Annotated in this window: 9 protein-coding genes and 1 pseudogene; 7 read left to right on the forward strand and 3 right to left on the reverse strand. The window is 69.6% G+C overall.

Features of this window, described 5'->3' with window-relative positions:
- The first annotated feature begins 205 nt into the window (after nt 1-205).
- The 3 genes and pseudogenes from bglX to OO60_RS32340 all read left to right on the forward strand — a co-directional run bounded on the left by bglX (nt 206) and on the right by OO60_RS32340 (nt 6,203).
- Nucleotides 206-2,482 carry a beta-glucosidase BglX gene (gene bglX, locus OO60_RS32330; RefSeq protein WP_244885621.1) on the forward strand — a complete coding sequence of 759 codons (2,277 nt, stop codon included), beginning with the start codon at nt 206-208 and terminating at the stop codon, nt 2,480-2,482.
- A 43-nt stretch (nt 2,483-2,525) separates the two neighbouring features.
- Nucleotides 2,526-4,754: pseudogene (locus OO60_RS45135) on the forward strand (P-loop NTPase fold protein); the annotation flags it as partial.
- 567 nt (nt 4,755-5,321) lie between these two features.
- Nucleotides 5,322-6,203, forward strand: coding sequence for a fumarylacetoacetate hydrolase family protein (locus OO60_RS32340; protein ID WP_003060426.1), 882 nt, complete (start codon nt 5,322-5,324; stop codon nt 6,201-6,203).
- A gap of 10 nt (nt 6,204-6,213) precedes the next feature.
- Here the strand turns inward: OO60_RS32340 and OO60_RS32345 are convergent, their stop codons facing one another.
- Entirely contained in the window at nt 6,214-7,107 is an 894-nt protein-coding gene (locus OO60_RS32345) for an NADP-dependent oxidoreductase (protein ID WP_003060422.1), read from the reverse strand.
- A gap of 69 nt (nt 7,108-7,176) precedes the next feature.
- Between OO60_RS32345 and OO60_RS32350 the strand changes: the two genes are divergently transcribed.
- From OO60_RS32350 to OO60_RS46670, 3 genes are all read left to right on the forward strand, one after another.
- The gene (locus OO60_RS32350; protein WP_033262769.1) at nt 7,177-7,740 is read left to right on the forward strand and encodes a TetR/AcrR family transcriptional regulator; all 564 of its coding nucleotides are present in this window, start codon (nt 7,177-7,179) and stop codon (nt 7,738-7,740) included.
- Between the two features lie 22 nt (nt 7,741-7,762).
- Nucleotides 7,763-8,533, forward strand: coding sequence for an isocitrate lyase/PEP mutase family protein (locus OO60_RS32355; protein WP_033262770.1), 771 nt, complete (start codon nt 7,763-7,765; stop codon nt 8,531-8,533).
- A gap of 204 nt (nt 8,534-8,737) precedes the next feature.
- Complete coding sequence (locus OO60_RS46670) at nt 8,738-9,034, forward strand: hypothetical protein (RefSeq protein ID WP_155848829.1); 297 nt, start codon at nt 8,738-8,740, stop codon at nt 9,032-9,034.
- Between the two features lie 51 nt (nt 9,035-9,085).
- Here the strand turns inward: OO60_RS46670 and OO60_RS32365 are convergent, their stop codons facing one another.
- Nucleotides 9,086-10,138 (reverse strand): hypothetical protein, encoded by a 1,053-nt coding sequence (locus OO60_RS32365; protein ID WP_003060409.1) that lies wholly within the window; start codon nt 10,136-10,138, stop codon nt 9,086-9,088.
- 149 nt (nt 10,139-10,287) lie between these two features.
- Nucleotides 10,288-10,449, reverse strand: a complete 162-nt coding sequence (locus OO60_RS47530) for a hypothetical protein (protein WP_003060406.1) — start codon at nt 10,447-10,449, stop codon at nt 10,288-10,290.
- A 488-nt stretch (nt 10,450-10,937) separates the two neighbouring features.
- Here OO60_RS47530 and OO60_RS32375 point away from each other — a divergent pair, with 488 nt between their 5' ends.
- On the forward strand, nt 10,938-12,620 hold the full coding sequence (locus OO60_RS32375) for a hypothetical protein (RefSeq protein ID WP_155848828.1): 1,683 nt from the start codon (nt 10,938-10,940) through the stop codon (nt 12,618-12,620).
- The last annotated feature ends 130 nt before the right edge of the window (nt 12,621-12,750 follow it).

Raw genomic sequence — 12,750 nt, forward strand, 5'->3', positions numbered from 1 at the left:
CGGGTTCGGCCCGGTCACCGGAGAGGCGCCGCACGCGCGGCCCCGCGTTCGGCCCAGCCACCGAGATCCCGTTGCCCGGCCTGATGATCTGCCGACCGCTCGGCGTGAGGACTGCGGCACCCCCTTCCACGGCCTAGGCTGAGCAACGCCTGACCGATCAGAGGAGTTCGCCACCGTAGCTTCGCTCCGCGAAAGGGTCCCCGCCATGTCGCAGCAGGTGAACCAGGAAACTTCGGCCGCGGGCGGGGTGAACCGGCGCAGCGTGCTCGCCGGCCTCGCCGGTGGGGTGGCCGCCGCCGGGCTGCTCGCCCAGCCGGCCGCCGCTGCCGGAACCGCTGCCGGAACCGCCGAGACCGCCGGGGCGCCCGAGCGCGATCGCCGCGTCGAGGCGCTGCTCAAGCAGATGACCCTCGCCGAGAAGATCGGCCAGCTCCAGCTCGTCGGCGACGAAACCGCTGCCCGCGCCGCACTCTCCGGCGGCGGCCTCGGCGGTGTCTTCTCCGTCGTCGGTGCCGCGAAGCTCAACGCCCTCCAGCACATCGCCGTCGAACGGACGCGGCTCAAGATCCCGCTCATCTTCGGCCTCGACGTCATCCACGGGTACACCACCAACTTCCCGATCCCGCTCGCCCAGGGCGCGAGCTTCGACCCCGCCGTCGCGGGCACCGACGCCACCATCTCGGCCAAGGAGGCCCGCAGCAGCGGCATCCACTGGACCTACGCGCCGATGATGGACGTCACCCACGAGCCGCGGTGGGGCCGGATCGCCGAAGGGTACGGCGAAGACCCCCACCTGGCCGCCCGGTTCGCCGTCGCCAAGGTCCGCGGCTACCAGGGGGACGACTACTCCGCGCCGGACCGGGTGGCCGCCTGCGCCAAGCACTTCGTCGCCTACGGCGGCGCCGAAGGCGGCCGCGACTACAACACCGTCGACGTTTCGCTGCAGCGGCTGCACAATCTCTACCTGCCGCCGTTCAAGGCCAGCGTCGAGGCGGGCGTCGCGACCGTCATGGCGAGCTTCAACACCATCAGCGGCGTCCCGGCCCACGGCAACGGCTACGTCCTGCACGACGTCCTCAAGGGCGCCTACGGCTTCCGCGGGTTCGTCGTCAGCGACTACACCGGCATCGAGGAACTGATCCTGCACGGCCTGGCCGGCGACGGCGCGGACGCCGCGGCGGCCGCCCTGCCCGCCGGTGTCGACATGGAGATGGTCAGCACCAACTACGCCCGCTTCGCCGAACGGCTGCTGGCCGAGCGCCGGATCACCGGCGAGCAGATCGACGACGCCGTCCGCCGGATCCTGCTCGTCAAGTTCCGGCTCGGCCTGTTCGAGCGCCCCTACGTCGACGAGGCAGCCGAGGTGAAGGCGCCGTCGCCGGCCGCGCTGGCGGCGTCGCGGCAGGTCGCGGCGCGGTGCATGGTGCTGCTCAAGAACGACGGCCCGGTGCTGCCGCTGGCGAAGACCGTCGGCTCGGTCGCCGTCGTCGGGCCGCTCGGCGCGGCGACCTACGACCTCAACGGCACCTGGGCGGGCCTGGGCACCGGCGCGGGAACGACGCCGCCGGTGACCGTGGTCGACGGGATCAAGGCCGCGGCGCCCGGCGCCACCGTGAGCTACACCCCCGGCTGCACCGTCGACGGCACCGACACCAGCGGATTCGCGGCCGCGCAGCAGGCGGCGCGCGCCGCCGACGTGACGGTCGTGGTGGTCGGCGAAACGGCCGCGATGAGCGGCGAAGCGGCGGCGCGCAGCACCATCGACCTCCCGGGCGTGCAGCAGCAGCTGGTGGCCGCGATCGCCGGGACCGGCAAGCCCTTCGTGGTCGTGCTCGTCAACGGCCGCCCGCTGACGATCCCGTACCTGCACGACAACGCTCCCGCCATCCTCGAAGCGTGGGCCCCCGGCGTGCAGGGCGGCCACGCGATCGCGGACGTGTTGTTCGGCGTGGTGAACCCGGGCGGCAAGCTGCCGGTGAGCTTCCCGCGCGCGGTGGGCCAGATCCCGGTCTACTACAACCACGAGAACACCGGGCGGCCCGCCGACCCGGCGAACAAGTACACGTCCAAGTACCTGGACCTGGCGACCGGGCCGCTCTACGAGTTCGGCCACGGCCTGTCCTACACGACGTTCCGCGTCGACGGCCTGCGGCTGTCGGGCACGCGCCTCCCGGCCCGCGGCGGCCGCATCGACGTCACCGCCACGGTCACCAACACCGGCGCCCGCGCGGGCGACGAGGTCGTCCAGCTCTACCTGCGCGATCCGGTCGCCAGCATCGTCCAGCCGGTCCGGCGCCTGCGCGGCTTCCGCCGGGTGACACTGGCGCCGGGCGCATCGACGCCGGTTTCGTTCACCCTCACCCCGGACGACGTCGGGTTCTACGACAACGCGGCCCGGTTCCGGGTGGAGCCGGGCAAGATCGAGGTGTACGTGGGCACGAGTTCGGCCGCGACGCTCACGGCGAGCTTCACGGTCGTCTGAACCGCCCTCGTAACACCCGGCGACAACCGGGCGACCTCAACACATGTTCGAGAGGTTCACCGACCGCGCGCGGCGGGTGGTCGTTCTGGCTCAGGAACACGCCAGGATGCTCAACCACACCCACATCGACACCGAGCACCTCCTCCTGGGGCTGATCCACGAGGGTGAGGGGGTCGCCGCCAAGGCGCTGGCGACGCTGGGCATCGCGCTCGAGGACGTCCACCAGCAGGTCGAGGAGATCATCGGCCAGGGCCAGCAGGCGCCGAGCGGGCACATCCCGTTCACGCCGCGCGCCAAGAAGGTGCTGGAGCTGTCGCTGCGGGCGAAGGACGAGGTCGGCAACGAGGAGCACAAATCGCCATCCGCCATCGAACAGTTCGGCCGCAACCTCACCATGCTCGCGGTGAGCGGCGACCTCGACCCGGCCATCGGGCGCGCCAAGGAGATCGAGCAGGTCATGCAGGTGCTGTCCCGCCGGACCAAGAACACTCCCGTGCTCGTCGGCGAGCCCGGCGTCGGCGCGACCAACGTGGTCGAAGGTCTCGCCCGGCTCATCGCCCAGGGTGAAGTGCCGGAGACGCTGAAGGACAAGCAGTTGTGCACCCTCGACCTCAGCTCACTGGCCGCCAAGCCGCCCGAGGACCTCAAGAAAGCGATCAAGGAAGTCCGCACGCGGGGTGACGTCATCCTGTTCGTCGACGAGATCCACACTCTCGTCGCCGCCGATGCCGACCCCCAGCTGGCGGATGCACGGGCCTTGCTCAAACCGATGCTGACCCGCGGCGAACTGCGGGTCATCGGCGCCACCACCGCGGACGAGTACCACCGGTACGTCGAGAAGGACCCCGCGCTGGACCGCAGTTGCCAGCCGATCCAGGTCGGCGAGCCGACGCTCGAGCATGCCATCGAAATCCTCAAGGGTGTGCGTGACCGGTACGAGGCACACCACCGGGTCTCGATCACCGACCCGGCTCTCGTCGCGGCGGTCACCCTGGCCAGCCGGTACGTCTCGGACCGGCCGTTGCCGGAAAGCGCGCTGGATCTCCTGGACAAAGCCGGTGCCCGGATGCGCATCCACCGTACCGCCCAACGTCCGGATCTGCGCGAGCTGGACGAGAAGCTCGCCGACGTGCGCCGCCAGAAAGACGACAAGATCAACGACCAGGATTTCACGGCTGCCGCGGAACTGCGGGACACCGAGAAGCGATTACTGAAAGAAAAGGCTGAGCGCGAGAAACAGTGGCGGGAAGGCGATCTCGACGTCATCTCCGAGATCGACGAGGACGAGATCATCCAGATCCTGGCCGAGGACACCGGAATCCCCGCCGAGACGATCCGCAACACCTGGTCACCGGCGGCCGAAACCCACCAGGAACCGCCCGGTGACGAGAACGCGTACCACCTCCTCAACGACCAGCCCGTCGCCGACGCCGCCGAAGACCTCCTGGGCGCCACCGAAACCGCGCGCGGGATCGCGTCGATCCTGACCCGCACGCCGTCGCCGTTCGTGATGGCGATCGACGGTGGGTGGGGCACCGGCAAGAGCACCCTGCTGCGCCAGATCGAGGCCGCGTTGCCGGAAAGTCCCGACCTGGTAAAGGTTTCCTTCAACGCCTGGACGGCGCAGGCCGACAATGCTCTGGACTCCCTCATCAAGTCCGTGATCATGAAGCTGGACGCGCGGCTGCTCCGGCGCTGGATCCGCAAGCTCTCGAAAAGCCGCCACACGCTCACCCTGCTGCGGCTCGCGTTCTCCGTCGCGACCCGGTTCTTCGGCATCTCGCGGCTGGCCGACGAACTGTGGGCCAAGCTCGAGGTGAACGCCAAGTCGCGCAACGAAATGCGCGACTGGATCCAGAAGATCCTCGAAGACTGGACCAAGGACTCCCGGCTGCGCACGGGCCGCAACCTGGTGGTGTTCGTCGACGACCTCGACCGCTGCTCCGACGCCGTCGTGGTGCAGATCTGCGAGGCCGTGAAGCTGTACCTCGCCACGACCGGGGTGGTCTTCGTGATCGGCTGCGACCTGTCCGTGCTCGCCCGCGGTGTCTCGACGTCGGCGCGCGGCGGCGAGGGCGAAGGCCGCACCTACCTGGAGAAGATCGTGCAGGTGGTCTACCGCATCCCCGTGCCGGACCGGACGAGCACCGTGCAGCTGGTGCACAGCTACGCCAAGCAGGCTGGTGTCGGCGGGTTCGTGGACGAGACCGTCACCAAGATCCTGGTGGAGCGGACCGAGGGCAACCCGAGGCGGATCAAGCGGATCATCAACAGCTTCGTCCTGCAGCAGAAGCTGAGCCCGGCCTGGCGGAAACCCCCGCTGGGCAGCGGCAGGCTCATCATCGTCATCGTCCTGCAGCACCTCTACCCGGCCGTCTACGAATCGCTCGTCAGCACCCAGACCGGCGCGGACCCGATCGGGGAGTTCCTCGACTACGCCGCGGTGCGCGGCCGCGTGACCGATCCGCCGGGGGCGAGCGACATGTGGTGGTCCACCGCCGGCCGGGTCTTCCGCCGCCACGGCATGATGCTCCCGGGCCGCGCCCCCGAGGCGCGCACCGAGCTCATCACGAACCTGGAGCGCCTGGAGCGCGAGCTGCCCGCCCACTTCGTCGAGCTGGCCACCAACGAAGCCCTGACCACGCTGTTGCGCGAACTGGGCGACCTCGAGACCCGCCTCGCGGTCCGCGCGCAACTGGTGAGCCGCCCGTTGAGCACCGGCTCGTTCCCGGCCGAGGCCCTCGATGCGGCGCCGGAGTCCTCGGCCACCGCGTGATCCCTTCGTTGACCGGCGCCCGGCGTACTCCGTAGGTTCGGTGCGGAACGAGGGAGGTCCGGGATGAGCCACCTGGTGCGGTTCGCCGACGGTCCGGGCGGCGTCCGCGTCGGCCTGCTCACCGGCGAGCAGCTGCGGCCGCTCGCGGTGACGTCGATGGGCGACCTGCTGCGCCGGCCGGTGGCGGAGATCCGCGAGCTGGCCGAGACCGCGGGCGAACCCGTGTCCGCGACCGGGGCGCGCCTGCTGCCGCCGCTGGACGGGCGGATGGAAGTGTGGGCCGCCGGCGTGACGTACCTGCGTTCCGAAGAGGCCCGCCGCGAGGAGAGCGCCGACGAGGACGTCTACGCGCGGGTGTACCGGGCGGAGCGGCCGGAGCTGTTCTTCAAGTCCGCCGCCTGGCGCGTGGTCACCGACGGCGAGCCGATTGCCCTCCGCGCGGATTCCGCCAACAACGTGCCGGAGCCGGAGCTCGGCCTGCTGCTGACCGGCACCGGCGAGATCGCCGGGTACGTGGTGGTCGACGACGTCAGCTCCCGCAGCATCGAAGGCGAGAACCCGCTGTACCTCCCGCAGGCCAAGATCTACACCGGGTCGTGCGCGGTGTCGGCGCGGGTGCGGCCGGCGTGGGAGGTGCCGGACCCGCGGTCGCTCGCCATCCGGATGCGCATCCTGCGCGACGGGCACGAGGTGTTCGCGGGCGAAGCCGGCACCGCCCAGCTGAACCGCGAACCGGCCGACCTGGTCGAATACCTGTGGCGCGACAACGACTTCCCCGACGGCGCCGTGCTCTCGACCGGCACCTCCGTCGTGCCCGGGCTCGACCTCGGGCTGCGGCCGGGAGACGTGGTCGAGATCGAGATCACCGAGATCGGGTCGCTGCGCTCCCCCGTGGTCCTGGGCGCGGACGACGTGCGCCGGGTGCTCGCCGCGCGCCCGGGGTAGGGCCCCGCGGTCAGACGAGCAGAACGCGCCGGCCCCGGGTGTGGCCGGCCTGGCTGTCGATGTGCGCCGCCGCCGCGTCGGCGAGGGGGTACGCCCGCTCGACCGGGATGTGGAGTTCTCCGCGGGCAATCAGGCCGACGGCCTCGGCGAGCGCGTCCGGCACGCTGCCGGCCACCCCGGAGAACCGGACGCCGAACTCGGGGGCGCGCAGGTCGGCGATCGTGATCACCTTCGCCGGATCGCCGGTCAGCGCGGCCAGTTCGCCGAGCACGCCCGAGCCCGCCAGGTCCAGGGCCGCGTCCACCCGGCCGAGCGCCCGGACGCGCTCCACCCAGCCCTCCCCGTAGGTCGTGGCCGCCGCGCCCAGGCCGCGCAGGTAGTCCTGGTTCGCCGCCCCGGCCGTGCCGATGACCTTGATCCCGCGGACGCGGGCGAGCTGCAGCACCGCCGTGCCCACACCCCCGGACGCGCCGCTGACCAGCAGTGTCTGCCCGGCCGCCACCCCGGTTTCGCGCAGCACGCGCAGCGCGGTCTCGACCACCGACGGGTATCCGGCCGCCTCCTCGAACGTCAGCCCCTCGGGCATCCGCGCCCACGCCGACAACACCGCGAACTCCGCGTACGTGTTCCTGCCCTCGCCGAAGACGAAGTCGCCGGCCCGGACCCCCTCGACGCCCGCGCCGACCTCGTCCACCACCCCGGCGGCGTCCAGGCCGACCCCGGCCGGCAGCTCGATCGGGTGCGCGCCGAGCACCTGCCCTTCCCGCAGCCGCCAGTCGACGGGGTTCACCCCCGCCGCCCGCACCGCGATGCGCACCTGGCCGGGACCGGCGTGGGGTTCCTCCGCGTCCACCAGGCGCAGCACCTCGGGACCGCCGAACTCGCTGAATCCGATCATCTTCATGCCGCGACCGTAGCACTAACGGTTAGTGTTTTGAAACGGTTAGCTTTACGTACCTGCTAGTCTCAGGCCGTGACCGCGCCACCCGGGCGTCGCGAGCGCAAGAAGGCCGCGACCCGCCAGAAGATCGCCGGAACGGCCCTGCGCCTGTTCCTCGAGCGCGGCTACGACCCGGTGGGCATCCGGGACGTGGCCGCCGAAGCCGACGTCGCCGTCACCACCGTCTTCGCCCACTTCGCCTCGAAAGAGGCCCTGGTGTTCGAGCAGGACGAGAACTTCGAACACCGGCTCACCCAGGCCGTCGCCGAGCTCGCGGGTGAACCGCTGATCCCCGTGCTGCACCGCGAAATCCGCGCCATGGTCCGCCACTGCGCGGCGCCCGGCCGGGCGCCCGTCCGGGACATGATCGGCTCTTCGCCCGCCTTGCGGGACTACGAGGACGCCATGTTGCTGCGGTACGCCGAGTCGCTGGCCGCGGCCATCACCGCCGCCCCCGGCCTCGACCGCACCCCGACGGCGTGCCGGGCCCTCGCGCGCTTCGTCATCGACGCGTACGCGATCGCCCGCGACGCCGCCGATCCCGAAGCCGCGCTGGGCGAAACCTTCCGGATGATCGAAGCGGCGTGGAACGCGTGAGGCTTCGCCTACATTGGACGGCATGATCTCGACCGCCGAGAAGGCCACCCTCCTGCAGGAGCTGCACGCCGCTCCCGAGCTGCTGCTCGTCGTCAACGTCTGGGACGCCATCACCGCCAAGGTCGTCGCCGAGACGCCCGGGACGAAGGCGCTCGCGACGCCGAGCCACGGCATCGCCGCCTCGCGCGGCTACCCCGACGGCGAGAAGATCCCCCGCGACGAAATGATCGCCGAGGTCGCCCTCATCGTGCGCAACGCCGGCGACCTGCCGGTCACCGCCGACCTGGAAGCCGGCTACGGCGACCCGGGCGGCACGGTGGCGCGGGCGATCGAGGCCGGCGCCGTCGGCGCCAACCTGGAAGACCGGATGAAGCCGCTGGGCGAAGCGGTGAAGGCCGTCGAAGCCGCCGTCGCGGCCGCCCGGTCGGCCGGCATCGACTTCGTCCTCAACGCCCGCACCGACGCCTTCCTCAAGACCGACCCCGACACCGCACTGGCCGAAGCCATCACCCGCGGCCGCGCCTACCTCGACGCGGGCGCGTCCAACTTCTTCGTGCCCGGCAAGCTGGACGAGAGCCAGGTGGCGCGCCTGGTCGAGGAACTGGGCGAGCGGAAGGTCAACCTGATCGGCATCCCCGGTTCGATTTCGTTGGCGCGAGCCCAGGAACTGGGCGTGTCCCGGGTGTCGTACGGCCCGTGGAGCCAGAACGTGGCACTGACGGCGTTGGCCAAGCTGGCTGAGGACGTCTACGCGGGCGGCGGGCTTCCGGCGGACACCCGCAAGCTCAACTGACCCGGCTTCGCCCGCACCGGGGCTGATCGGAGTCCGCCATCCGTCGACGGCACCCTTCCCCCGGTTGCGGGAAACCGTTGGTCGAATGGCGGTGATTCCGCATTGATTCCCACCTGTTCGGACGAGTGAGCACACAGAAAGACTCAATTACGATATGAGGGTCGTGTTTGAAACTCACACCCAACGATCGAATTGGAGTCACGGATGTCGCGGCGCTTTATTCTGCCCATTTTCGTTGCTGCCGCAGTCATCGGCGGGTTGGCCGTCGAATCGACTGCGGCTTCGGCGGAGGTCCAGATCAAATCGTCGTGCCGGGTGACCACGGCCAGTTCCCTGTCGCTGTGGAATGACCCGTGGTTCGGTTCCGTGGTGGGCACGTGGGGACCGAACCACGTGTTCACCGAATACGGTATCGAGGGCGCCAACCGCTACCGCACCGCGACGGCGTCGGGCGCGACCGTGTGGGTTTCCGCGGATCCCGCGTGGTCGCGCCCCTGCTGAAGCTGGCCGCGGCCGGGGCAGCCTGACGGCTCGACGCTCAACTGACCCCGATCAGCGCCTGTCCCGCCGCCGCGCCAGGGCGAGCAGCGTCAGTCCGGCCGCCACCAGCGCGAGCAGCGTGGCTGCCTGCGCCGGCAGCGCGGCGACGCCGGTTCCGGCGAGGCCGTCGTGCGGTCCGGTGCCACCCGGCGGGGTTCCGACCGGCGTGACGCTCACCGAGCTGGCCGGCGATGAGGTGACCGGCGTCGTGGTCGTGGCGGCGCTCGAAGAACCGGTCGTCGTCGAAGTCGGGGAACCGGTCGTCGTCGGAGTCGGGGAACCGGTCGTCGAAGTCGGGCTCGGCGAAGTCGAAGGGGTAGGCACCGTGGAGCTGGTCGGCGGCCGAGCCCCGCAGTGCGCTTCGACTTCGCCGAGGTGCAACGACGTCAACGGACCGTCGTACACCGCTTTCCCGTCGCCGTCCTTCAACGAAGCCGTCACGTCGATGTCCAGGCCGGCCCGCGCGTAGTCCTGACGGCTCTGCGCGGCCGGATCCTGGAACGGCGTGACCACGACCACCAGCGTGCTCCGGCCGACCTCGGGAGCACCCAGCTCCGCACCGGTCACGCTCACCTCGTTCCGGCCCGCGTGCAGCACGTGCCCGAGCACCGAGATCACGCCGCTGTTGGTGCGGTTGTAGGCGAGCGCCCACGGCCCGACCGGCGGCGGCACGCATTCGGCGTACGAATCGAGCGACGCCACCCGGAGGAACGGCTTTCCCTTGACCTTCAGCTCCAGTGCCGTCAGCTGTGCCTGGGCCCAGTTCTTGGCCGGGTCGGCCGACGTCCGGGTCTCCTTCGTCGCGATGCCGATCCTGTCCAGCATCCCGTCCGGATCGCCGAAGTCCCCGTTGTCGACGTCGCCCAAGGCGGCGGATTCCGCCACCCCGTACCGGCCGGTGTAGGCGTCAAGACCGAGCGCTTCGACCGGCGACGTAGTCAGCCGGACGAGCGTGGCGGTCGCGGGCGCGGAGGACCGCGGCACCGGCACGGCCAGCGCAAGCGTCACGGCGCCCGCGGCGACGGCCAAGCCGGTCAGGACGTGGGTCAGGCGGAGCGAAGGCACCGGATCAACAAAACACAGCTGATCACGACGGACGACCGGGATCACTGGTTCGGTGGCGCTGATCAGCCGATGGTGTGACGCCGCCGGCGCGGCACACCGTTCTTGTTCTTCAGGGAGCGGTACTGGTGGTCTTCATGCCGAGGACACGCTCAACGGTCCGCGGGCTCCGAGCCGGGCTCGGTCCCGGGCCAGGTCTGCGGAGCGGGACCGAACGCCCGCCGGGCCGCGCGGACCGCCAAGGCGGCGACGGTGGCGTCGGCACTGTCGCCGATCACCGCGCCGATCCCGAACGGAGCCTCCCGGCCGAGCACGATGACGCCCTGCTTGGTGCCGTACTCGGTGACGAAGTTCTTCCCCAGGACGCGGTCCGCTCGGCCGCCTTGCCCACGATGGTCGACGAACTCGACTGGCCGAGCAGAACCCCCATCACCAACGTCCGCCGACGCTCGATCTCGTCCAGCCGGACCCTGTGGACCTCGGCGACCGAGAGCACGAACAAGACGCTCAGTTCAAGCGAGGAAAAAGCCTCGCCCGCCGACAGCGCCAGCGCGACCCCGGTACCGGCAGCAGGCGCCGCCGCCGTCGCCCCGGCCGCGGCGCCCCCACGTCGTCACCTTGACGCCCAGTTTCGCAGCACCCCGCCAAGGCCCATCGATCACCCACGCCCGGCGCCCGAAACAGCGAGAGGCGGTGCCTACACTGGACGGCGCAGGGACCCGGCAGTCAGTCATCCGTCGTCTGGCGCGGCCAGGCCAGTCCAGCGAGGTGAGCAGAGCGGATGGACTCAGCTGCCGAGGCCGTGACCAAGGTCGACTCCCCCGACGACTCGGGTGCTCGCACGTTCGACCGGTTCCACTGGCAGGCATGCATGGCCGCAGCGGACGGACTGGCTGCTTACCGGGACAGCCTGACATCGGAAGGGGCGCTTCAGGCCGGCTTGGAACGATCCGTGCTTTGCGAGCGCCACGAGGATTGGGTCGTGATCAGCGGTCAGCAGGCCGAGTTGGTTTCAGCCAAGCATCGCGATCCCGAGGTCGGAGCATGGAAGTCCATCAACGAACTCGTCACCGACGGCGGCCTGGCCCATCTCTTCGCCCGGTGGGCCACCCTCGGAAAGAAAGTGCGCGCACGGTTGGTCACGAACTCTGCGCTGGCCGCCGGTGGACCACGACTACTGCAAAACACCATAGCCGAACTCCGAGATTTCTGCGACACAGGCGCACCCGCCGGGACAGACGAAGCTATTCTCCAGTTCATGAAAGCGTTGCGCAGGAACGGGCGGGACCTGCCTCCGCATTGGAGAGAGCCCGGCGCCGGATCCAAGACGACTCCCGAGGCCGAGAAGAAATGCTTCGCCGAGGTCTGCGAATTCTTGTCCGTTCTGGACATCGACGACAGACGGCACTCCCGCGACGTCGTCGACAAGCTTGCTCCAAGCGAATTCGTCAAGCCTGTCCTCGATCAGCTCGGACGTACTGACGCAGACCCGAACACGATTTGGCTTGCCGTTCGAAACCTGTTCATCGAAGCCTCGCGGCGCCACAAACCGATCCCCTCCGCCGGTCTTCCCATCATTCTCACGTCCGTCCTGAACGGTGGACGCACTCCTGAACAGCTTCGCAACGACGACGATCTAGCAGCGCGCACCGTGACACTGACCGATATCGACGCAGCTGTGCGGTCCATGATCGCGCCGCTGCCGCAACAAGCCGCGACAGCCCACGCGATCGATGTTCGAGTGGACTCGATCCACGCCATGAGCAGCGGGTGGTTCCATGCTTTCTCCAGGCAAGACGCTTGGGCAGCCGCCCGCCTTGCCGCCAGGTCGACGCTACCCCGCGATCAGGAAGCAATGGACGCGCTCTTCAGTGAACAGCTCGCATTGGGCGCGTACGTCCTCACATCGTTCGGCTGCCCCGCCGCCGTCATGTTGGCATGTCACAACAAAACTCGGTACGACGTGGTGATTCGTGACATCAGCGTCAGCGAGAGAGTTGTCGGCAAGATTATTGACGGTGTCGTTTTCTGGATCGAGAGCGGGGGCTGGAACGAGCACCCGATAACGTTCAACCTTGACGCCGCATACCCGCGCGCTCGCCTGGTGAACGAGGGAACCGATCTCGGAAGTTACTTCGAAAAGCGCAGCATCTGCGTGCAGGCCGGAAAGCAGGTGACCATTCCGGTCATGCTGAACTCGACACGAGCTTCGCACGTATTCAAGTTGCGCGTCAAGTATGACATCAACGGCTCCCGCCACGCGCTTACCGTAGACAACAACGGGCAGCCTTTCCGGGTGTCCCCCGTGATCATGCACGGTGGCGAACCGGTGGAAGCACTCCCCGCCGCCGAACGCGATCACCTCCGCAGCCTCAGCTACCTTGACGCATACCTCATGCACTACGACGCTCATCAGGTCAAGATCGGAAAGTGCGCTCCGGAAGATTTTCCGGGCTATTGGCGCGAAACCGATCCGGCTGACTAGAACTTGGTCTCCCGGCGCCGATGCGACGATGAACATCCGCTCACGCCACTGGTCGGGTATCCGCCCGGCGAGTCACCGACCGTGCTCCAGCCGCCTGGCGATGACCAGGGAAGCTCCGTGGCCCGCCGCC

The organism is Amycolatopsis vancoresmycina (assembly GCF_000716785.1).
Classification (GTDB): Bacteria; Actinomycetota; Actinomycetes; order Mycobacteriales; family Pseudonocardiaceae; genus Amycolatopsis; species Amycolatopsis vancoresmycina.